Origin of the sequence: Helicobacter sp. MIT 99-5507 (assembly GCF_003364295.1) — a bacterium.
Lineage (GTDB): Bacteria > Campylobacterota > Campylobacteria > Campylobacterales > Helicobacteraceae > NHYM01.
The window spans coordinates 115,827-138,131 of the sequence record NZ_NXLO01000001.1; the positions used below are offsets into that span (position 1 = coordinate 115,827).

The window sequence follows — 22,305 nt, forward strand, 5'->3', positions numbered from 1 at the left end:
CAAAATTGCCTAAGACTTTTATATGATTCTTATCCACCAAATGCACTTTGACTTCTATCACTGCTACCAGCACTACTACTATTACCAAAAAAGCCGCTTTTTCCACTGCTTGCAGTAGCTCTATTTGTGCTTGCTCCTGCTTGATTTCCAAATGAATTTTTGCTTCTTTCATATGCTTGTGGCGATTTGTATGTCGTTCTTTGCTGTGTTTGAAAATTTTGATTATTAAAGAGTTTGTTTCCTATCCAGCTGCCTATTATCGCACCAGCAGCAGAAGCAAGTATAGCCTCACCAAGTCCTAATCCTGTTCCTGTTGGATTTGTAAGCTGTGAAGTACCATTATCAATTTTCTTTTCTTCTTCTTTTAGCATCTCATTTATTTCTTCATTGCTTAACATTCTCTCATTTCCATCTTTTGATTTTAAAAGCACTCTTGTTGTATCACTTGGGTGTTCTTCTAGAATCTTATAGCTTCCATCTTCTTGCTCTTCAATAATTACAAAAGCCCCTTGCTTTATAGAATTTGATGTTGCCTGCTCTTTGTTATCTTGTGAATTGCAACCTGATAATACAAATAATGTTGCAATTCCTATACTACCTGCTATGCTGTATTCACCTATTTTTCTAATATGTTTCATTTTATTTTTTATCCTAATTTTTCCCATTTTAACTTTGCTCCTCCAAGTATATGAAAATGTAAGTGCGGGACTTCTTGCCCACCATCGCTACCTATATTAGAAATGATTCTATAACCATTCTTATCTAAACCAACTTTTTTTGCTACTTCTTTTATAAACTCATTTAAACCTTTTAGCAATTCTGCATCTGCATTATGAAAATCTTTTATACATTTTTTTGGAATTGCTAATATATGAATAGGTGCTTTTGGATTGATATCATAAAATGCTAAAAAATCATCATTTTCTAATACTTTATTTGCTGGAATCTCTCCACTTACTATTTTCTCAAATATTGTCATTTTATACCTTTAGTGTATTAAATTAGATTGAAATTATCTTATATCATTATTTAAAAATTAATTATTTAAAAATTAGATTCTACATAGTTTTTTATTGTGAAAGCTCGCAATATTATGATACTTTCAAATCCATTCTTGATGCATTAGATAGATTTTCTCACCCTTATACTTATTACACTTCAAATAAAGATGATTTATGCTTTTTTAGAAATTCTCCATTTGGCACTTTTAGCTACATAGGCAAAGGTAATAGAGCTTATAGTATTCTTAATCGTTTAAATGCAGATATTTTCGTGCTAACTACGCCTGGACTTGATGTCTTGCAAATAAAACGCAATCGTGGTGTAAAACATTATTGTCATATCGTGCATGCGCTTACACCTATGACTTATCGTGTATTTGGTATAGATTATTTTGTTCTGTATTAGTTGCAAATAGTGCTCAATTAGATTTTATCCGTGATATAGAATCTGCTCATAATACCAAAGCAAAATATATAGCAATTACTGGTAGCACTTATCTTGATGAATTAAGCTTAAAGCAAGATTCTAATAAGAATCTAAATAAAGATTCTAATACAATATTAGTATCGCCATCATGGGGAAAAGAAAGTCTTCTTTTTAAATTTGGATTAGATTTGCTTTTACCCTTGGCACAAAGTGGCTATCACATTATCATTCGTCCGCACCCACAAAGCTTTATCTCTAAAGATGAAAATGAAAATATTAAATATTTACAAGAATCTTTACAATCCTATAGCAATATAAAATAAGAAATTGCGTGAGGCTTATTTAGATAATTTGCATTGCAAAAATTTAAAAAGGATAATAATGCTAGATACACAAGAATTCGGAAAGCTTTTAAAAGATATTGGAGTAGAGCAATTTAGTGGCGTGCCTTGTTCATATCTTGCACCACTTACAAGTCTAAATCATACTTTTAAGATTCCAATACTTGGCTTTGTATCACTTCGAGGCAAGCGAGATGAAAATAACAAAAACACAGATGAGCCCCAACATGAACTCTTAGGCGTGATAACTGATAAGCTTTTAGAAATTTGTGAGATAAAATATGAATTTTTAGATTTTGATATTAAAAAGGCAAAAATACAAATAAAGCATGCAAAAAAGATTTTAGATTCTAATCAAAGTTTCTTTTTTATCGTGCAAGAAGGGACATTTTGCAAAGTTCCATTAAATCTCAATCCACTTGATAAATCAAATATTGTTTTATTAGATTCTAAAAAAATGAAATCTAGTGCAGAATCTACTATTCCATCGCGACTTGAGGCACTTAGAATCTTGCATAATCTTGCATTTAGACATAATGCCCTACTTTTTGCTACCACTGGAAAATGTGGCAGAGAACTTTATGAGATTGCTGATAATCCAAATCAATTTTATATGGTTGGCTCTATGGGTTGTGTTAGCTCACTATCCCTTGGCATAGCACTTGCAAGTAAGCATAAAGTTATTGCTATTGATGGAGATTCTGCACTTTTAATGCGACTTGGAAATTTAAGCACAAACGCATATTATGCGAAAAATCGCAATCTTGATAATTTTTGCCATATTTTATTGGATAATCAAAGTCATGATAGCACAGGTGGGCAGTTTAATCTCTCGCCATTTGTAGATTTTGCAAGTATTGCAGAATCTTGTGGATATGATAAGGTAAATATCGCTTATAATTTAAATGATTTTCAAAAGTATATAAATCTATTTTTGGAAGCAAATGCTGGTGGCGCTCACTTTATATATTTAGCGATAAAAAAAGGTAGCAAAGAAAATCTTGGACGACCAAAAATACTACCACAAGATGTAGCAAAGAGATTATCTAATTTTTTATCTCTTTAAATTTATAAGGAATATTGTAGTTTGTTAAAAGCAAATCAACTAAAGAAAAATCATCAATATATATTGCAATACCACAATCACTAGAGATTTCTCTAGGAATCGTAGTGATTTTATGGCTAATTTTTGATTGTTTTAGTAGCTTTTCTACTTGAAAAGCATAAAAATCTACATCAAATATTAGATAACCCTTCATTGCTTTATTTTTTTTCTTTTGCAAAAAATGCGACAATCAAACAAAATGCGATACCTAGTAAAACTGCAGTAGGTGCATTTGCTGTAATTCCATTTGCAGAACTTGCTAGATTAAAATTGTGTGCTATTGCACCGCCAAGAAGCAATCCAAGTACAAATATACCAGCATCATTATCACCTTCTCCAGCAAGCACGAGCTGTCTTCCTGGACAACCACCACCAAGACTAAATGCTAATCCACATAATAGCATGCTAAGAAAATTCCATAATATATTATTGTGTGCTATTGGCTGATTTGTAAAACCTAGTGAGAAAAATCCAAATGCTAGATTTGTAATAAATGCTGCAACAAGCAATGCCATTACACCTTGTAGCATTGCGCTATCTTTGATTAAATATATATTTTTAAATGCTCCAATAGTGCAGAATCTACTTCTTTGAAATATAAAGCCAATAGAGATTCCAGCTACAATTGACAATAAAAATGGAGCATGCGCTGCCCCTGGACCTTTTGTAGAAAATGATATAGGTGAATTATCACCAAATACTTTCCAAGCAAAAAATAACAATAATGCAATGATAAAAAATAAAAATCCAAATCCAGAAAATTTATTTAACTCTTTTTTAGAACCAAGAGAAAATCCTCTTTTTATAAAAAAGCTTCCAACAATTATTCCACCAACAAGTCCAAATAATCCAGCAATAGCACTTAAATCCCCAGCACTAAGTCTTAAAAACAATCTCCAAGGACAGCCCAAAAATACCAATGCCCCTATCATAGCAAAGATTCCAAGTATAAATCTTATAACAGGCGATGAACCACCTCTTCCTTTGAATTCACTAAAAATCAATGATGCTATAAATGCGCCAATAACAATACCAATAATCTCTGGTCTTATATATTGTGTAGCTTGCATTTGATGGAGGTTTAGTGCTCCTGCTATATCTCTTGTAAAACATGCTGCACAAACACCCATATTTTTTGGATTCCCAAAATATACAAGGATAGGTGCCAAAACCCCAAGTAACGCTCCTGAAATAACAGGCATAGTTGCAAATTTCATAAATAATTCCTTTGTATTTATTTTAGATTCTAAACAGCTTGAAGAATTTTTAAAAAGAAAGATTACAAAAGCTGTGTATGCTTAAACCTTAAGCTAATTATTGTAAAACCATATGTTGTAAAAGATGCTTATTGTAATGTAAAATACTGCAAAATTCAAGATAAAGGCAAAATTATGAATTTTTCTTATTACAATCCAGTAGATATTAGGTTTAATGTATCTTATATTGATATTTTAAAGGATATAGATTTTAAAAATGCCTTGATAGTCACTTCAAAAGGATTTAAAAAAGAGGCATAATAAAGAAAATGCAAGATATATTTAAAAATAAAATTAATTATGTTTTTGATGAAATATCACCAAATCCAGAGCTTTCATTTTTGCAAAATATAAAAAAAGATTTGCCTAATTTTGATTGCATTATAGCTATTGGAGGTGGAAGCGTGCTAGATAGTGCGAAATTTTTATCTCTTAAAAATGAAATTATGGCTAAAAATGGAGCATTAGAAATCATAGGTAATGTAGAATCTAAATCCATATATGCTATACCAACTACAGCAGGGACAAGTAGTGAGCTAACAAAATGGGCGACTATTTGGGATAAAGATTCAAATATAAAATATTCTCTAAATCATAATCTTTTATATCCCAAAATCGCTATTTATGATATAAATCTCATGCAAAGCATTCCAAAAGATATTACGATTTCTACTGGACTTGATGTATTAAGTCATGCAGTAGAATCTATTTGGAATATTAATGCAAATCCAATATCTACAAACAATGCAATAAAAGCAATAGATTTGATACTGCAAAATCTAGCTTTATTAAGCTGCAATCTAGATTCTAGAGATTTAAGAGAGAATCTAGCTCTTGCTTGTATATACGCAGGATTTGCTTTTTCAAATACACAAACTGCACTAGCACATGCCATAAGCTATCCAATCACAATGAGATTTGGAATCCCACATGGAATAGCTTGCTCTTTTAGTATTCCATTGTTATTAGATTGCATTCCTAAAGGAGAATCTTGCTCTTTATTGTTACAATACAAAGATAGAATAAAAAATCTTTTTTATGATTTAGAGATTTCACAAGATTTAAAGGATTATGGGCTAGATTCTAAATTTATTAATGAAATATTTGTTAGTCTAAATCAAAGAGCAAAAAATAGCATTTTTGATATTAATTTTGTAAAAGAGAGATTTTTAGAAAATATATAATGAGGATTTATGCAAGTAAGAATATATTACGAAGATACTGATTGTGGCGGCATTGTATATCATACAAATTATATAAAATACTGCGAAAGAGCAAGAAGTGAGCTATTTTTTAGTAATGGCGTTATGCCAAATACAGATAGAATAGGACTTGTTGTGCGGCATATAGAATGTGATTTTTTAGATTCTGCAAAGCTTGGTGATTTGCTTGTTGTAAGTTCAAAGATTTTAAAACTTGGCAAAAGTAGTATAATCCTAAAACAAAGTATAAATCTCGATACTAAAGTAATTTTTGAAGCAACTATAAAACTTGCTTGTATTGATGTAATAAATAAAAAAATAGAGAAGATTCCAAGTGAAATTTTAAAAATATTAGAGGCGATGCAAAATGGATAATAAAGATTTAAATATAGAATATCCTAGAATCTGGGAATATCTAATCATCACAAGCAATAAAGATATATTACAATCAAGTATAAAAGATAAGTTTGGTTCATTGGATTATAAATTTGAATTCTCTAAAGATAGCACAGGTGGTAAATATTCTAGTTATAATTTTAGTATCTATGTAGTTAGCCAAAAAGAAAGAGATGAAATTTTTAAAATATTAACAAATATAAAAGATGTAAAAGCAGTTATTTAGCTTAATATTATTTTAAAAATAAAATTATATAATCTCGAATTCAAAAATGCGGGAATGGCGGAATTGGTAGACGCACCAGACTTAGGATCTGGCGCCGCGAGGTGTGGAGGTTCGAGTCCTCTTTCCCGCACCATTTATCTTTCAAAATAATAAAATTTATTCTTACTTTAAGATACAATACATTTTTCTAAAACAATATCTTTTTAACTAGGACATTATATTTTATGGAAGTATCAAAGCAAGCAAATTTACCAACAAAATTTGGTAATTTTATCATTCAATCTTTTAGAGAAGATAATAATAAAGCAGAGCATTTAGTATTAAAAAGTAATGAGTTAGGTGCTATTCCACTTGTTAGAGTGCATTCTGAATGTATGACAGGCGATGTTTTTGGTAGTAGGAAATGTGATTGTGGTGATGAGCTAGAAATTGCAATGAAAAGAATCGCAGCAGAAAATGGAATGATTATATATTTGCGTCAAGAGGGTAGAGGGATTGGGCTATTTAATAAAGTAAATGCCTATAATCTCCAAGACAATGGATATGATACGGTTGAAGCAAATAATAAATTAGGATTTGGAGCAGATTTGAGGAATTATGATATAGTTGGTAAGATTTTTGATTATTATGGGATTAAGAGTATTCGACTTCTTACAAATAATCCAAAAAAAATAAGCGAAATATCAAAATTTGTTAAAGTGCAAAGAGATAGTATTCTTGCTACACCAAATCAATATAATAAAGAATATCTAAAAATCAAACAATCAAAACTAGGGCATTTACTAGAATCTTAGATTCTAGGTTTATGCCTTTAAGATTCTCATTGAATTTAATAATGCAAGCAATGCTACACCCACATCCCCAAATACAGCTTCCCAAATAGTTGCAACACCAAATACTCCAAGAATAATAAATAATATCTTTATAATAAATGCAAAGGCAATATTTTGATAAATAATATTTTTTGTCTTTTTTGCGATTTCTATAGCTTTTACCATGCTTGATATTTTGTCATTTATGATTAATACATCTGCACTCTCTTTGCTTACATCACTACCTAATTTTCCCATACTTACACCAATATCTGCTAGAGCAATACATGGTGCGTCATTTATACCATCACCTATAAATACAGCATTTCCGCTAGCATTTTGTTTGAATTCTATAAAATATTTTGCTTTTTCCTCTGGCAAGAGATTGTATTTTACATTCTCTAAGCCTAGCTTATCACATATTTTTTTTGATGCAAATTCATTATCACCAGTTAGCATTATCATATTTGTTACACCAAGATTCTGCAATTCTTTAAGTGCCTCTAGTGAATCTTCTTTTAATTCATCTGCTACGAGTATGTATCCTGCATAGACTCCATCTATTGCTATATGTGCAACACTGCCATCAATATCGCAATTATTATGTTTTATATTGTATTTATGCAATATTTTGTCATTACCAGCTAGAATCTCTTTGTAATTACAAGTAGCCATTATTCCAAGACCGCTTATTTGCTCAAATTTTGTATTATTACATTGATGAGGATGTAGTGTTTTGTTGTATTCATCTTTTATAGAAAGCGCTATTGGGTGATTTGAAAAATTTTCTGCACAAAAAGCATATTGTAAAACATCATCTTTGCTAAATCCATTTTGCGGGATAATATCTACAACTTTAAACACACCTTTTGTAAGAGTGCCTGTTTTATCAAATGCAATATGACTTACATTGCTAAGTGCTTCTAGATAATTTGCCCCTTTTATCAAAATATGATTTTTTGAGCAGCTTCCAATGCCTCCAAAATATGCTAATGGCACACTTATTACAAGTGCACAAGGGCAGCTAACCATCAATACTACTAATGCTCTATAAATCCACTCACCAAATTCACCAAAACCAAATAATGGAGGAAGTATTGCAATTGCAAGTGCTATAAAAAATACAATTGGTGTATAGATTCTTGCAAATTTTGTAATAAAACTCTCCATTTTTGCTTTTTTATTACTTGCATTTTGCACCAAATCAATAATCTTTGCAACACTAGAATCTTCGTATAATTTCGTTACTTTTATCTCTAATATTCCATTTAGATTTAATGTGCCTCCTAGAATTTTTGTATCAATTTGTGCTTCTTTTGGTATTGGTTCGCCCGTAAGAGCTTTCGTATCAATGAGGCTTTTTCCGTTTATTACAATTCCATCAGTTGGAATCTTCTCTCCAGGCTTTACTATAAAAATATCATCTATTTTTAAATCTTGTGGTGGAATATCAATGATATTAGAATCTTGCTTTAAGTGGGCGATATTTGGTGCGATTTGCAATAGATTTTTTATTGATTTTTTTCCTTTTTGCACCGCTAAATCTTGCAGAAACTCTCCTGTTTTGAAAAATAACATTACAGCCACTGCCTCTTCATATGCTTGAATTGCAAATGCAGAGATTGTAGCAATAAACATTAATGTATTTTCATCAAAGAAATCTCTTTTTTTGATATTATTAAATGCACTTTTAAATATATCTTTTCCAGAGATTAGATAAATAATTATTAAGATTCCAATCGATATATATTTTGTAATCTCATTATCTACAACATGCAATACAATAACAGCTATTAAAAATACTGCTATTAATCCACTTAAAAAACATAACTCTTTTTTTGTATCAAATTCATCTGTTGTTGGATTTTCTTTGCTTATATTTATATTTGATTCTATAGATTTGATAGTTTTTATTGCTAGATTGATATTTGTTGTATCAATTTCTAATATATTATTGTTTGTGTCAATATGCACATAGCTTACACATTCTAGTTTTTGTAATGCACTTTCTATTTTATTAGCACAAGAAGAACAGCTAATATTTGTAATATAAAATTTTTCTTTCATAATATCTCTTTTGATATAAAATTAAGGTTTGATTATAACAAAATCCTTGACAATTTTATTTTTAAGGATTAGAATGATAAGGTTTTTTAAAGTTTTCTTATTTATGCCTAATTTATTCCTAATTATGGGGCTGATTTGGCGTTCGACAGAAAGTAGAAGATAAAGATTGCATACCAGTTTGATTGATACTGTAAAATCATCACATAAATTTAAACGCAAATAATAAAAAACTAGCTCCAGCTTACGCAAGAGCAGCGTAAGTTTAACAATCCTTTTTGGAGCGGAGTGATATAGATTCTAGCTATATATTTACTCTTCATTTTTGCTAGATAGCTATTGTATTAGTTGCTTTGATAATACATAGTGAAGTCTTTCAAAGTGGCTTAATATCATCGAAGCTTGTGATATAAGCAAATATAAAGCTTCATTTTTTAAGTATGTCGAGGTTTTTATTGGTCTATTTTTTGGACTGGGGTTCAATTCCCCACAGCTCCACCAAAATCTTTTATATTATTTATTTTTACATTTTTAAGATATTTTATTTAGTTGTTTTTATTATTTAGTGCTTTTTATATAGTGTATTTTTCGGATATTAATTGCTTGTTTTGAGGCAATTTTACACTTCATCAAATCCTTTACATTTGTAGTTTTCAGGCTTTTTCCCAAGCCTTATAAATTCATCATAAAATTCTACCTTACCCTCAAGCATATTTTCTATAAGCATTAAACGTTTCATTTCCTCACGCACAATCTCAAGCTGTTTTTTAATCATTGCTTGACGTTTTGTTAGATTTGATTTATCTTCACCACTTGAGAGAAGTTTAATATATTCATGCACTTTCTTGATGCTCATACCACCTTTGCGTAGGCAATCTATCCAAATTACTTGCTCTAGTCCTTTTAAAGAGAAGTAAAGCACTCCATTTTTATCTCGCTCTAAGTTATCAAATAGTCCTTTGCTTGCCCAAAAACGCAATGTCCGTGAAGGAATATTAAGTCTGCGTTCAACATCGATGATTGTATAAGCTATAGATTCTCCTTATTAAATTTTATTTTAGAATGTATTATCTACTTTTTTATATATTATATATCCTTACACCTAATGTTTGTCAAGGCTTTAGATGTAATATAGGATTATTTTTTTAAGTTGTTTTAATGTGATTACAAAAAAATATAAATAGAGATTCTATCCCTTGTATAATAAAGAGTTTTTTGGTGTAAAAAAAGATAGAAAAGTTTGCAAGCCCTAAAAATAGTCCTTGAAATAAGGCAGGATTTAGAATAAAGAATTTTAAATTAGATTCTCAAAGGTAAGAATTTTACCTTTAAGAATGATTAATTTATTTGATTAGACTTTCAGTTATACTTGCGATTTCAAGCTCTTCATCGGTTGGCACTATGAGAATTTTTACTTTTGAGCTTTGTTTTGAGATGAGTTTAAGCTCCCCTCTTAAGCCTTTATTTATATTTTCATCAAGTTCAAAGCCAAGATGGGCAAGTTTAGCGCATACAAGCTTTCTTATATCATCAGCATTTTCACCAACTCCAGCTGTAAAGATCAAAGCATCAGTGCGAGGTAATATCGCAAAATATGAGCCTATGTATTTCACAAGGCGGTAGATATACATATCTTTTGCAAGTTTAGCTTTTTGATCACCTTGTTCAATAAGATTCTCAACATCTCTTAAGTCATTGTGCCCACAAATTCCCAAAAAACCACTTTTTTTATTCATTATAACATCAAGTTCTTCTGTAGTGTAGTGTAAAATTCGCACCAAATGGGACATAATCGCAGGATCAAGATCTCCACATCTTGTGCCCATCATAAGCCCTTCTAAAGGCGTAAAGCCCATAGAAGTATCTATGCTTTTACCATTTTCTATAGCACAAAGACTTGCTCCATTGCCAAGATGTGCAGTGATAGCATTAAATTTATCATATTCAATGCCTAAAAACTCAGCTGCCTTTTTACTCACATAAGAATGAGAAGTGCCATGAAAGCCATATTTTCTAACACCTTCATCTTCATAAAAATCATAAGGTAAAGCATACATAAAAGCATGTTCTGGCAAACTTGAATGAAAAGCCGTATCAAACACAGCTACATTTTTGACCTTTGGAGCAGCTTCCATCATAGCACGAATGCCTATGATATGAGCTGGATTATGAAGTGGGGCGATGACTGCAACACGGCGAATTTCTTTTAATACTTTATCATCGATAACACAAGGCTTGGTAAGGTTTTTGCCTCCATGGACTACTCTATGACCGCAACCATCAAGTTCATTTAAATTTTTTAAAAATCCAGTTTGCCTAAAAAATGATTCTATCATCTCTACACCCCGCTGATGGTTTGGCACTGGATCATCAAGGCTTACTTTTTCTTGAGTTTTTAAACTTTGTAGGGTTGTTTTACCTTGATGTTCACCTATTTTTTCTATTACTCCGTTAGCAATAGGGTATTTGTCTTCATAAAGTTTGAATTTTAAAGAGCTTGAACCTGAGTTTAAAACTAAAATTTTCATTATTTGTCCTTATTTGTTATCTTTTGCTTGTATAGCACTTAATATCACGGTATTTACTACATCATCGACCAAACATCCTCTACTTAAGTCATTTACTGGCTTTTTAAGTCCTTGTAATATAGGACCTATAGCTAGGGCATTTGCTGTTCTTTGCACGGCTTTATAGCCTATATTTGCAGCATTTAAATCAGGGAAAACAAAGACATTTGCTTTGCCTGCGACTTTAGAATTAGGCATTTTACTTTTTGCAGTTATCTCATCAATAGCTGCATCAAATTGTAAAGGACCATCAATAAACAAATCTGGATACCTTTCTTTAGCTATTTTTGTCGCTTCCTTGCTTGCTTCTACACTCTTTCCACTGCCACTATCTCCACTTGAGTAAGATAAGATTGCAACCTTTGGATTAAGCCCAAATGCTTCGGCTGTATTGGCACTTGAATAGGCTATTTCAGCTATTTGTTCTGGAGTTGGATTTGGAGTTACTGCACAATCAGCAAAAACAAGCAAGCTATCTTCTAAACTCATAAAAAACATACCAGAAACGGTTTTTACACCTTCTTTTGTTTTAATAAGTTGCAAAGCAGGGCGTATGGTCTCAGCTGTAGTTGTGCTTGCTCCACTTACCATTGCATGAGCTTTATTAGTATAAACCAAAAGCGTGCCAAAATAAGTTCTATCTAAAACTAATTTTTTAGCTTCCTCTAGGCTCATGCCTTTAGCCTTTCTTGTTTCATGTAATTTATTAGCAAATTCTTCATGAAAAGGTGAATTTAGTGGATTTAAAATTTGCACATCTTTAAGTCTAAGTTCTAACTTATCAGCTTTTTGGCGAATTTCTTTTTCATCACCAAGTAATATAATATCAACTACTTCAAGATTTTTAAGTATCTCACAAGCTTTTAAAATTCTCTCATCATCACTTTCTGGTAAGACTATGATTTTTTTATCTTTTTTGGCCCTTTGTATGAGATCATATCTAAAGCGATTAGGTGTTAGGAATTGATAATTATCAAATTCTTTAAAATCTTGCTTATTAAACCACTGATCAATAATGATAAAATTCTCATGATTTAGTCTTTTTTTAAGATAATCTTTACTCATCAAGGCATTATCTTTTTCAACTATGGCATAAATTGGAGCATTGAGTTCTTTGGCAAGTCTAGTATTGATTTCAAAAGAACCTAGAATCCCAAACCTTGAAAAACCAGCCACAAAGACAAAATCATATTCCATGGTAAGTTTTTCATAATCATTAATTATTTTATCTATAAAGATATTTTGATCTTCATTGTAAGATTTAAGTCCATTTTGGAAATTAAAACTATAAGCACTTGCTAGGTCTTGTTTTAAGTCAAAGTCTTGGATGAAGATTCTTAAGCTTTCTATGGTGTCTTCACTTACCACAGGACAAAAAAGAGCAAGTTTTTTATATTTTTGGCTTAAAAGTTCAAGTAACTCTGCAGTGATTTTGCGATTTAAATCTTTATGGCTTGAGCGGATAAGATAGAGGCTTTTCATGAATTCTCCTTTGTAGTTGTGGGCTCTTAGAACTTCTTTTCTTTAGATTTTGCAAACTATAGAAAGTAATAATTTAGTTTAAAAAAAATTAAAAAGTGGTTAAAAAAATAATTTCTTTAAATTTCACTCTTTAGTGTTGTGATTGCTTTACTATTGGTAAAATAATGATCCACTTATAATCAAAAATTAATCATTCATATAAGTAGAATCTGCACATATTTATAGCTATAAAATTAATACAATATATATATATGATATAGTTGATAAATTTTTAGAAGATAAAGTTTTTAAAATAAATAAAATCTAAATTGTATAATTTTTATTAGATTCTACTTTTAAGTAAGATTAATTGTTAGATAAACCTTTTATTTTGCTTTATTGTTTTTTAAATTAAATAAAATGTTAATTATAGTCTTTCCATACTTTTCATACTTAATTAATAAATTTTAGATATTAATAAAAATTAATTAATTATAAAGATAAGCAAAAAATTCATAAAAAATTAATTTATTTGTTATTTTATTGCTCAAATAATCTAAATTTTAACTTAAATTGTTTTATTTTTGATTTTTATTGGTTTTAAATTTTATAAGCCTTGTATTCACATGAGATGAAAAACAAGAGTAGTCTCAAATTTCAAACTAAGTAGAAAACGATGCAAGAAGTTGTAATCGTAAGTGCAAAAAGGATAGCTTTAGGCTCATTTATGGGAAGTTTAAAAAACACTAAAGCAGTAGATTTAGCTAGTGCAGTAGCAAAGGCTATATTCGCTGAAACTAAGCTTGATTTAAAGCTTGTAGATGAAGTAATTTTAGGACAAATACTTCAAGCAGGAGTAGGGCAAAATGCTGCTAGACAAGTGTTGATAAATAGCGGTATAGATAATAGTAAAAGTGCTTTTACTATTAATAAAGTTTGTGGTTCTGGGTTGAAAGCCATAGGACTTGCAAGACAGAGTATATCCTTAGGTGAGGCTGAAGTTATTTTAGCAGGTGGAGCTGAAAATATGTCCATGTCTCCTTATTTGTTAGAATGGATTAGAGAAGGTTATAAAATGGGTGATAAAAAAAATCATTGATTCTATGATAAAAGATGCTTTGACTTGTGCTTTTAATAACTATCATATGGGTATAACAGCTGAAAATTTAGTCAAAAAATATAGTCTTACTAGAGAAGAATAAGATAAATTTGCTCTAGATTCTCAACAAAAAGCTAAAAAAGTATTAGAAAATACAAAAATACATATAGATGATATAGATTTAATAGAAGCAAATGAAGCATTTGCAGCGCAGTCTTTACGTGCTTAAAAGAACTAAACCCAAAAGATACAAGTAATATCAATGTAAATGGTGGTGCCATAGCATTAGGACATCCTGTTGGTGCAAGTGGGGGCAAGGATAGTTGTAAGTTTGCTTCATGAGATGAAAAGAAGAGATGCAAGATATGGGTTAGCGACCTTATGTATAGGTGGTGGAGCAATAGATCTTGTAAATGGGACAAAAAAAGTAATAGTTGTTATGGAACATTGCGATAAAAATGGTAATTCAAAGCTTAAAAAAACTTGCTCTTTACCTTTGACAGGTGCAAAATGTGTTGATAGAGTAATAACTGAGCTTGGAGTATTTGACTTTGAAAATGGTAAGATGAAACTTGTTGAATTACAAGGATAAGCCACTTTAGATGAAGTTAAGGCTAAGACTGAAGCTAGCTTTGAAGTGTGCTTGTAAGGAGATATGATGATAGGAAAGATCTCATCGTTTATGTCGCGGTTGGTGCAAAGATATTTGCCCGACCCATTAGTTTTTGTTGTTCTTTTAACTATTATTGTTTTTGTTTGGGGACTATGTGTAGTTGAACCAAAAGAAGGACAAAATTCTATTATGGCTATAGTTGGCTTTTGGGGTGATGGATTCTGGAGTTTTCTAGCTTTTACAACTCAAATGGCTATGATAGTTGTTACAGGTTTTGCTCTAGCAAGCTCTGATTAAGTAAAAAGACTTTTAAAATTTCTTGCTTCTTTTGCAAAAACACCAAAACAAGGTGTGGCATTAGTATGTTTTTTGGAGGATTAGCAAGTGCAATAAATTGGGGCTTTGGGCTCGTTATTGGTGCGCTTTTTGCCAAACAAATTGCTAGAAATTTAAAGGCAGTTGATTATGGTTTGCTAATAGCTTGTGCATATATAGGCTTTATGACTTAGGGTGGAGGATTGAGCGGATCTATGCCACTTGCAGCAAGTGATCCAAGTAATATCATAGTGCAAAAACACCTTGGTGCCAAAAGAACCTAAGGTAGTCGATCCTGTGCTTTTAGCTGAAGAACCAAGCTATCAAAAAGAACTTCCAAAAGATGCAACTCCTGCATTAAGACTTGAAGAGAGTAAAATTTTAGCTATCATCACGGTTGCGCTTGCTACTGCTTATTTGGTGTATCATTTTTATAATAAAAGCTTCTTAAATGGCTTAAATAGTGTTAATCTTTTGTTTATAACTATTGGTTTGTTTTTACACAAAACACCTATGGCTTATATGAGAGCCATTAAACATGCTGCCGGAAGTACAGCTGGAATCTTAATATAATTTCCTTTTTATGCAGCAATTGCTGGAATAATGGATCATTCAGGTGTTGGTCAAATTATCACCGAGTTTTTTATTGGTATAGCAAACAAAGATAATTACGCTGTTTGGGCATTTTTTAGTTCTGCTGCAATTAACTTTGCCGTGCCAAGTGGTGGAGGGCATTGGATTATTTAAAGACCTTTTGTAATTGATGCTGCTAAAGAGCTTGGTGCTGATTTTGGAAAAGCAACAATGGCAATAGCTTATGGTGAGCAATGGGCAAATATGATACAGCCATTTTGGGCTTTACCAGCTTTAGCTATCGCTGGGCTTTGAGTGCGAGATATAATGGGCTTTTGTATAACAGCTTTGATATTCTCTTTGCCTATTTAAGTAAAAACATAAAAATAGTATTATTTTTTGCATATATTATTATGTATAGATTCTGTATTATCTAAAAAATATTATAAACATTGCATAACAAAGGGCTTTGTAGAATCCTTTAAATGGTTATTTTAGCTTTGAGTGTATCAGAATCCTTATATTGTTCTCCACAAATACTAAGGCTTTGTAAAACACTCTCCAAGCTCTTTCCTAGCGGTGTTAAAGAATATTCAACTTTTGGTGGAACTTCTGCATAGACTTTATGTTTGATAAGTTTTGCTTTTTCTAACTCTCTTAGATTATCTGTTAAAACCTTTTGGGAGATATTTTGATTTTTACTAGCACTTATGGAAGATTTTAACTCATTAAATCTTTGTAGATCTTAACTTAAATACTATTTGGAATTAACATTAGTTTATTTAGGAATATACATAGATTCCTAAATAAAAAGTTACTACATCACCAATAAAACGCAAGCTTAGCACAAAGCACGATTCCAAAGCCAAGTATTAAAGCAACTGGATGGATAATCTTACCAATAGGATTGCGCTTGCCTAAAAACTTACAAGATAGCGAGGTGATAACCATAGCAACAATTAATAATGCAAGCAAAACTTTAAACATTAAAAATTGCTGCTGACTAGTTTCAAAATAACCAACACTAGAATTTACATAAATACTTAGCATTCCTCCACCAGTAATAACAAGCAATAACAAACATAGTGGCATAATCTTTATTCCACGACTTGAGATTGCCCCAAACATTTTATCTGCCATTTCATCGCCCAATTTCTTACGAACAGCTGAAAACAACACCACATCGGTAAAAATAAAACCCAAAAATATAATCGCACAAATCAAATGCACGATAAGAAAATACGGATATAACGCAGCCATAGCTTTCCTTTTAAATTATGTTGTAATGCGCGAATTTTAGTGCAAAAAAATTGATAAGAAATTGATATGTGATAAGTTTTTTAAAAATTATTGCTTGCGTATTTAATCAAGATTTGTTATCATTTTTCAAGTTTAGATAAGGAGGCTTTATTTGATCCTTTAGTGCAAAATAAGTTTTCATATCCAAAAGAATATACAAAAAAACATATAAAATCTTCAACAAATTTTAAAAATAATAAGGCACAAAACAAAGAGCCTATAAAGCGTATGACGAAGATTCAAAGACAAAATATAGAATCCAAAATACAAAATCAAATATTTCAAACAAAGCCAAAAAATCTTTTAAGAGAGCTTTTATCACCTGATAAGGTGGTGATTCCAAGTGTAAAAAGTGATTTATTACAGATTCCAAAAGAAGATAGTTTTGTATGGTTTGGGCATTCTTCTTTGTTTTTTTGGTTAAATAGCAAGACTTTGTTAATTGACCCCGTGCTTAAATCCTGTGCTTCACCTATTCCATTTCTTATCAAGCCTTTTAGTGGGGCAGATATTTATAGTGCAAGTGATTTGCCAAAGATAGATTATTTATTTATCACACATAATCATTACGATCATCTAAGCAAATCTACAATTAAAGCTTTGGTAAATAAAATAGGACATGTCATCACTCCACTTGGTGTAGGAAAATATCTCATCAAATTTGGTATAAAGCCTTGCCAAATATACGAACTTGATTGGGATGAGAGCTTAAAGCTAGATTCTACTTTGCGCACTCATTGCCTTACTACAAGGCATTTTTCTGGACGCGGTATTTTTGATAGAAATAAGAGTTTATGGGCGTCATTTATGTTAGAAAGTAAAGATAAAAAGATATTTTTAAGTGGTGATGGTGGATATGGTATGCATTTTAAAGCAATAGGCAAGAAATTCAAGTATATTGATTTTGCTTTTATTGAAAATGGGCAATATAATATTAAATGGGCTCAAGTACATTCTTTTCCAAAAGAAAGCTTGCAAGCTTTGAAAGATTTAAATGTAAAAAAAGCAATGCCAATCCACAACTCAAAATTTAAAATCTCTACACATAATTGGCGTGATCCATTAGATTCATTGCTTGCACTTTATAATAAAGATGAAAATATTAATTTTGCTCTACTTACACCAAAAATCGGTGAAATTACACCATTATGGCGGGATATAAATACACCACGATGGTGGCAAGAAATAAAATCTTAAGCAAGAATCTATTTCTTAGTAGATTTATCTAGATTCTCTATAAGTTTTATAGAACTAAATAGCTATAAAATACTTTTAAACTTTTACGAGCCGTAGGCACAGCAATTACAACGAACTTTATAGATTCATGTCATCATTGCTAGTGTAGCCGTAGGCATAGTGCAGCAAAGCAAAGTTTCTTTAATAATCCCATCTAGTATGTTATCAAATCCATCATTGCAAAGGAGTTAGCGCAGCGAAATGACTGCGACAATCCCGTAAAAATAAAAGCACAAATCTCAACCTTAGAAAAAATAAATACTGACACACAGAGTGCAGACACACCAACATAGATTGCCACGGGAGGCTAAAGCCTCCGCTCGCAATGACGATAAGAATCAACGTTGATGCCACGATGGCGACAAAAACGCTGTGGTAATTCATGTGATTTTGCTATTTAGTAACGTTCAAGTCACCCGCAACGTCGTTGCGAGCTATGTGAGCGCAGCGAACGCGAAGCAACCCATATATGCGCCGTAGGCAACCGCTTATAATTTCCTGTTTATAAATTATTTTCTAATAAATTTTGTTCTTCCATTGCGCTGTATAAATCATTATAGCCATTAAGTTCGCTCTTGCCGACTTCTTTCCATTGATTTAAGCCCTCCATGCTCATCATTTTTGTAATAATTGGGTCATTTTTACGCTCATTTTGGCTTAATAACATCTTAGAAAAGCATTCGCTAAGCTCCTTGCTAAAGCTAGGTAGCACGGAAAAATTGCAATGACAATAGCCCGGACTTGTCCAAAAGCTCGCAATTTCTGGGTAACTACCCTCCTGCAAAACGCGTATCCACGTGCTTGAGCCAATCGCGCCCGCGTCAAGCTTACCTTGCTTGATTGCATCAAGCACATCAAATTCGCTCCTGCCCGTGTCGCCGTGCTTGCCTAAGTCGCTATCGTATCGGACAATTTCTGTCGCAATGCTTGCTTTTTGCAGATAATATAGCGGAATAATCGCTGCTTGTGCGGAATCTCTGCTGCCTAAGCCAAATTTTTTGCCCCGCAAGTCGCTTAGATTCTGCAAATTGCTATTTTTGCGAGCGACAAATTTTGTCGTAAATTCAATATCTGTGTCGCGCATAATCAAAGCTTGCGCTTTTTTATGTGTCGCGTGCAATGTGCGAATCCACGCAACATTGGTGTTCCAAGCAATGTCAATATGTCCGCGCAAAAGCGACTCAACTTGTCGTTCATAATTACTAAATAAAACATAATCAAGCTTGATTCCAAAATCTCCATCATTTGCATAATCTCGTATAATGTCCCAAATCGGAACAACCTTTGGGTCATAGGCTACCGCGCCTAATAATAAAGTTTTTTTCATTATTTTCCTTTCTTTTAAGTTAGTTTTGTTTCAAAATGTGCCAATAGGCAATGGATTCTATAATGTGGCAGCTTCACTGCGATTATATGGATTACTAAATAAACTTCGTTTTCTAAAGAATCTTTGCTTTGCTTCGCACTCCCTGCGGTCGTATTGTTCGCAATGACGACAACACGGCGGGTTGCCAACGAGAGCAAACACGCTGGGCGAGATTCGCATAATAACAGAATCCCACGTGATGTCATTGCGAGCGGAGGCACAGCGAATATGCGCCGCTATAAGCCTACTTACGCAAAGCGTCTCCAAGCCATATTTTCACAACATCAAGGCTAGGAGCCATCACTTGTGCAGCATAAGAATCGCGTAAATAACGCTCCAATGGAAGCAGTTTACTATATGCCTTACCACCGCCAAGTCGCATCGCAAGGGTGCAAATATCGGTTACAAGCTCGGTTGCGTTAATTCGGCATGCAAAGATTTTTGTCGCAAAATCTGGTTCATTGTTATCAAGCGCTCGTGCCGCTTCAAACACCAGTGCAAGCGCACTTTGAGCCTTTGTGTAAAGCGTGGCAAGATGGATTCGCACAAGCTCAATATCACTTAGGGCGTTGCCATTTGTATATTTTCGCTCTTTAGTATGCGCTAAAGCAACGCTGTATGCAGTATTTCCAAGCCCTGCATAAATCGCACCAAGCCCAGTTACAAAAAACATAGCAACAATTCCTGCTTGTTCTTCACCGCCACCTTCTTCACCAAGAAGCCATGAATTAGACACTTTTACACCATTGTATTGCACAGGTTTGGAATTATTCCCGCGCATTCCAAGCCCGTTCCACACATTATGTTCATGCACGAGATTTTCACTATTACGCTCCACAAGCCAATTGTTGCGCTTGCCTTTTAGTTTACATGAATTAGTATATGTAAGGTAAATATCTGCAAATTCTGCAGCTGTAACAAAGCTTTTACGCCCTTTTAATATCCGAGAATCCCCACTTTCTTCTTCTATCATGTCAGGTGTATCAAAATGTGTTCCCGAACCACTTTCGCTATATGCAAGTGCAAATGTAAGCTCACCTTTTGCCACTTTTGGCAATACTTCAGCCTGCAAACTAGGGCTTGCAAATGTGCGAACAGCAGCAATAGCAGTATTATGCATCATGTAGCATAAAGCCGTTGTTGCATCAAAGCCAGCTAAAATACTGCAAACCTTAGCATGGTGATAATCCCCGCCGCCTAGTCCGCCAAATTCACGAGGCACAAGCAAGCCCATAAAACCTTCCTTACGCAACGCATCATAGGCTTCTTTAGGGAATCTTCCCTCTTCATCAACACTTTTTGTTATAGGTGTAACAAATTTACTCCCAAACTCCTTTGTCTGGGTTTCCAAGTTTTCTAATGTTAACATATTACTCCTTTTTGTAATAATCTCACGGATTTTTTAGAATTTAGGCATAGCCTTATTTATAAATCCAATATTGCTTATGCTGCCATTGCAAGGAAGAAGCCCATGGTAATCATATTTATTTGACTAGATTACTTCAGTAGCTTTACTCCTTCACAATGACGCAAGCGGTGCGCTTCGCTTGAATAATATGGATTACTAAAGAAACTTCGGCTTCGCCTCGTTTTGCTTCGCCGCTTCGTTACACTCCGCTTTTGCTCGCAATGACAGCTTTTGTAGCCTGCATGCAACAAGCACGGTCGCAAAGCCACAATAGATTTATAAATAAGGCTATAATATATTACATAAAATTTGGTGTATGCGCTCGGCTCAAATCTCGTGCTAATTCCTCATCAATTCCACATTCAACAAGCCTTTTTGTTCGATTTTTTTCCATTTGCTTTTTTAGATTCTCAACTTGTTCAAATCCATCTTTAAAATGTGCTATACTTTCTCCACCTCCAGCAAAAATAGCAAGCGATTCTATGAGTAATGTAGATTCCCCACTAGTTTCATCAAGATAAATCTGTCTACGAAAAACGGCATCTTTGAGTATATTAATCTTATTCGGATTTTGCGCAATCGCTGCTTTAACATTACTCATTCCATACGCAACATGGCGGCTTTCATCTTTTCTTGCAAGGTTTAAAAGCTTTTTTGTCGGCTCATCTTTGGCACAATCTTCCAAAAACTTCAGCAAATCAATAAAAGTTCCTTCACCCATAATATGTAACAAAAAGCTTGAAGCAAGATAGTTATCCTCTTTAAATAGGCTAAATAGACTTTGTTGCGTTGTTTTTGTGGAATATAAAACGCCTAGCCCTGTGGCTTTTGCGCGTTTGGTGAAGGTTTCAATATGCCTAGCTTCATCGCCAATAATGCTAGAAAGCAATAATGGAATCTGCGTAAAAAATGGCGAAACTTGAGATAAAAATTTAGCAGGAATATATAATGCGCTAAATTCATTCTCTACTAAATAAGTCATAATTTGTGCTATTGCAAATTCTAGTTTAGTAGGATAGTTTGGAATCTCCTGCCAATCTATATCTTTAGTTGCATTCCATTGTGAATTTTTAGAATCTTCATAGATTCCAGCAAGATTTTTACTCCACATTTCATCTTTATTATTTAGCTCAAAATGATAATTTGGGCTAGCAATTTCAGGGCGCACTCCTTGCGGTGCAAGCCCTATTTCATCGGGAGCTAGGGATAAATCGTGGTTAAAATGCAAAAATCGTGCAGCAGAATCTTTGCGCAGTTGATAAGCATAGCAATTTTTAAGCTTAGTTTTAGAAATAAATTTTTCACCCTTGAAGTTACACCATGAAACAAGCTCTTGCTCCAAATTATCATAGGCACTTAGAATCTCGATAAAATCATTTGTGCTAGCAAGCAAAAAGGCATTTTCAAGACGCAAAAAGAAAGGCTTAGAAATCGGGACATCGTCCATAATAAGGGAATGCTGCATAGTTTCATCTTAGGTTTAAAATACACAGATGGGCAAGCTGTCTGTGGTTTGCACACGGCAAAATAGCAGACAA

At 32.7% G+C, this 22,305-nt stretch carries 23 protein-coding genes, 1 tRNA gene, 1 other RNA gene and 4 pseudogenes; 16 read left to right on the top strand and 13 right to left on the bottom strand.

Annotation, left to right across the window (positions count from 1 at the left end):
• Positions 1-29 precede the first annotated feature (29 nt).
• Complete coding sequence (locus CQA42_RS00590) at positions 30-638, bottom strand: UPF0323 family lipoprotein (protein ID WP_115583112.1); 609 nt, start codon at positions 636-638, stop codon at positions 30-32.
• Between the two features lie 8 nt (positions 639-646).
• Entirely contained in the window at positions 647-979 is a 333-nt protein-coding gene (locus tag CQA42_RS00595) for a histidine triad nucleotide-binding protein (protein ID WP_115582766.1), read from the bottom strand.
• 355 nt (positions 980-1,334) lie between these two features.
• On the opposite strand from CQA42_RS00595, the gene CQA42_RS00600 reads away from it, so the two are divergent.
• Positions 1,335-1,751 carry a hypothetical protein gene (locus CQA42_RS00600; protein WP_258865516.1) on the top strand — a complete coding sequence of 139 codons (417 nt, stop codon included), beginning with the start codon at positions 1,335-1,337 and terminating at the stop codon, positions 1,749-1,751.
• Between the two features lie 58 nt (positions 1,752-1,809).
• On the top strand, positions 1,810-2,835 hold the full coding sequence (locus CQA42_RS00605; RefSeq protein ID WP_115582767.1) for a thiamine pyrophosphate-dependent enzyme: 1,026 nt from the start codon (positions 1,810-1,812) through the stop codon (positions 2,833-2,835).
• On the opposite strand, the gene CQA42_RS00610 is transcribed toward CQA42_RS00605, so the two are convergent.
• Positions 2,816-3,028: a DUF3343 domain-containing protein gene (locus CQA42_RS00610; RefSeq protein ID WP_147289239.1), complete on the bottom strand. Its 213-nt coding sequence runs from the start codon at positions 3,026-3,028 to the stop codon at positions 2,816-2,818. The genes CQA42_RS00605 and CQA42_RS00610 overlap by 20 nt on opposite strands.
• 4 nt (positions 3,029-3,032) lie before the next feature.
• Positions 3,033-4,091, bottom strand: coding sequence for a YedE family putative selenium transporter (gene yedE / locus CQA42_RS00615; RefSeq protein WP_115582769.1), 1,059 nt, complete (start codon positions 4,089-4,091; stop codon positions 3,033-3,035).
• Positions 4,092-4,265: 174 nt separating this feature from the next.
• Here yedE and CQA42_RS08370 point away from each other — a divergent pair, with 174 nt between their 5' ends.
• From CQA42_RS08370 to ribA, 6 genes are all read left to right on the top strand, one after another.
• Positions 4,266-4,391, top strand: coding sequence for a hypothetical protein (locus CQA42_RS08370; protein ID WP_258865517.1), 126 nt, complete (start codon positions 4,266-4,268; stop codon positions 4,389-4,391).
• 8 nt (positions 4,392-4,399) lie between these two features.
• Positions 4,400-5,314 carry a phosphonoacetaldehyde reductase gene (locus tag CQA42_RS00620; protein ID WP_115582770.1) on the top strand — a complete coding sequence of 305 codons (915 nt, stop codon included), beginning with the start codon at positions 4,400-4,402 and terminating at the stop codon, positions 5,312-5,314.
• A gap of 9 nt (positions 5,315-5,323) precedes the next feature.
• Positions 5,324-5,707, top strand: a complete 384-nt coding sequence (locus CQA42_RS00625; protein WP_115582771.1) for a YbgC/FadM family acyl-CoA thioesterase — start codon at positions 5,324-5,326, stop codon at positions 5,705-5,707.
• Complete coding sequence (locus CQA42_RS00630; protein WP_115582772.1) at positions 5,700-5,954, top strand: DUF493 domain-containing protein; 255 nt, start codon at positions 5,700-5,702, stop codon at positions 5,952-5,954. Before CQA42_RS00625 ends, CQA42_RS00630 begins: the two co-directional genes overlap by 8 nt.
• Positions 5,955-6,002: 48 nt before the next feature.
• A tRNA-Leu gene (locus CQA42_RS00635) sits at positions 6,003-6,087 on the top strand.
• Between the two features lie 91 nt (positions 6,088-6,178).
• A complete protein-coding gene (gene ribA / locus CQA42_RS00640; protein ID WP_115582773.1) occupies positions 6,179-6,748 on the top strand; it encodes a GTP cyclohydrolase II in 570 nt (189 codons plus the stop codon).
• A gap of 9 nt (positions 6,749-6,757) precedes the next feature.
• Here the strand turns inward: ribA and CQA42_RS00645 are convergent, their stop codons facing one another.
• The gene (locus tag CQA42_RS00645) at positions 6,758-8,833 is read right to left on the bottom strand and encodes a heavy metal translocating P-type ATPase (RefSeq protein ID WP_115582774.1); all 2,076 of its coding nucleotides are present in this window, start codon (positions 8,831-8,833) and stop codon (positions 6,758-6,760) included.
• A gap of 126 nt (positions 8,834-8,959) precedes the next feature.
• Between CQA42_RS00645 and ssrA the strand changes: the two genes are divergently transcribed.
• Positions 8,960-9,331, top strand: a transfer-messenger RNA (tmRNA) gene (gene ssrA, locus CQA42_RS00650).
• Between the two features lie 118 nt (positions 9,332-9,449).
• Here ssrA and CQA42_RS00655 read toward each other — a convergent pair.
• From CQA42_RS00655 to pta, 3 genes are all read right to left on the bottom strand, one after another.
• Complete coding sequence (locus tag CQA42_RS00655; protein WP_408941424.1) at positions 9,450-9,809, bottom strand: MerR family transcriptional regulator; 360 nt, start codon at positions 9,807-9,809, stop codon at positions 9,450-9,452.
• Between the two features lie 364 nt (positions 9,810-10,173).
• The gene (locus CQA42_RS00660; RefSeq protein WP_115582776.1) at positions 10,174-11,358 is read right to left on the bottom strand and encodes an acetate kinase; all 1,185 of its coding nucleotides are present in this window, start codon (positions 11,356-11,358) and stop codon (positions 10,174-10,176) included.
• A gap of 9 nt (positions 11,359-11,367) precedes the next feature.
• Positions 11,368-12,879: a phosphate acetyltransferase gene (pta, locus tag CQA42_RS00665; RefSeq protein WP_115582777.1), complete on the bottom strand. Its 1,512-nt coding sequence runs from the start codon at positions 12,877-12,879 to the stop codon at positions 11,368-11,370.
• A 655-nt stretch (positions 12,880-13,534) separates the two neighbouring features.
• On the opposite strand from pta, the pseudogene CQA42_RS08185 reads away from it, so the two are divergent.
• The 6 genes and pseudogenes from CQA42_RS08185 to CQA42_RS08190 all read left to right on the top strand — a co-directional run.
• Positions 13,535-14,354 (top strand): annotated as a pseudogene (locus tag CQA42_RS08185) (beta-ketoacyl synthase N-terminal-like domain-containing protein); the annotation flags it as partial.
• Positions 14,349-14,549, top strand: a pseudogene (locus CQA42_RS08375) (CoA-transferase); the annotation flags it as partial. The pseudogenes CQA42_RS08185 and CQA42_RS08375, both read left to right, overlap by 6 nt.
• A 66-nt stretch (positions 14,550-14,615) precedes the next feature.
• Positions 14,616-14,867: a TIGR00366 family protein gene (locus tag CQA42_RS08315; protein ID WP_220271569.1), complete on the top strand. Its 252-nt coding sequence runs from the start codon at positions 14,616-14,618 to the stop codon at positions 14,865-14,867.
• A gap of 17 nt (positions 14,868-14,884) precedes the next feature.
• Positions 14,885-15,079, top strand: coding sequence for a TIGR00366 family protein (locus CQA42_RS08320; protein ID WP_258865535.1), 195 nt, complete (start codon positions 14,885-14,887; stop codon positions 15,077-15,079).
• 103 nt (positions 15,080-15,182) lie between these two features.
• Positions 15,183-15,773, top strand: a pseudogene (locus tag CQA42_RS08380) (TIGR00366 family protein).
• The gene (locus CQA42_RS08190; protein ID WP_181881466.1) at positions 15,713-15,895 is read left to right on the top strand and encodes a hypothetical protein; all 183 of its coding nucleotides are present in this window, start codon (positions 15,713-15,715) and stop codon (positions 15,893-15,895) included. Before CQA42_RS08380 ends, CQA42_RS08190 begins: the two are co-directional and overlap by 61 nt.
• Positions 15,896-15,939: 44 nt before the next feature.
• On the opposite strand, the pseudogene CQA42_RS00695 reads toward CQA42_RS08190, so the two are convergent.
• Both CQA42_RS00695 and CQA42_RS00700 read right to left on the bottom strand, forming a co-directional pair.
• A pseudogene (locus tag CQA42_RS00695) lies at positions 15,940-16,197 on the bottom strand (winged helix-turn-helix transcriptional regulator); the annotation flags it as partial.
• Positions 16,198-16,280: 83 nt separating this feature from the next.
• Positions 16,281-16,718: a copper resistance protein CopD gene (locus CQA42_RS00700; protein WP_115582781.1), complete on the bottom strand. Its 438-nt coding sequence runs from the start codon at positions 16,716-16,718 to the stop codon at positions 16,281-16,283.
• 162 nt (positions 16,719-16,880) lie between these two features.
• Between CQA42_RS00700 and CQA42_RS00705 the strand changes: the two genes are divergently transcribed.
• Positions 16,881-17,954: an MBL fold metallo-hydrolase gene (locus CQA42_RS00705; protein ID WP_115582782.1), complete on the top strand. Its 1,074-nt coding sequence runs from the start codon at positions 16,881-16,883 to the stop codon at positions 17,952-17,954.
• A 541-nt stretch (positions 17,955-18,495) separates the two neighbouring features.
• Here CQA42_RS00705 and CQA42_RS00710 read toward each other — a convergent pair.
• The 3 genes from CQA42_RS00710 to CQA42_RS00720 form a co-directional block, all read right to left on the bottom strand.
• Positions 18,496-19,320, bottom strand: coding sequence for a phosphate/phosphite/phosphonate ABC transporter substrate-binding protein (locus tag CQA42_RS00710; protein ID WP_115582783.1), 825 nt, complete (start codon positions 19,318-19,320; stop codon positions 18,496-18,498).
• Between the two features lie 283 nt (positions 19,321-19,603).
• Entirely contained in the window at positions 19,604-20,710 is a 1,107-nt protein-coding gene (locus tag CQA42_RS00715) for an acyl-CoA dehydrogenase family protein (protein WP_258865518.1), read from the bottom strand.
• Between the two features lie 355 nt (positions 20,711-21,065).
• Positions 21,066-22,232, bottom strand: a complete 1,167-nt coding sequence (locus tag CQA42_RS00720) for a ferritin-like domain-containing protein (RefSeq protein WP_115582785.1) — start codon at positions 22,230-22,232, stop codon at positions 21,066-21,068.
• Between the last annotated feature and the right edge of the window lie 73 nt (positions 22,233-22,305).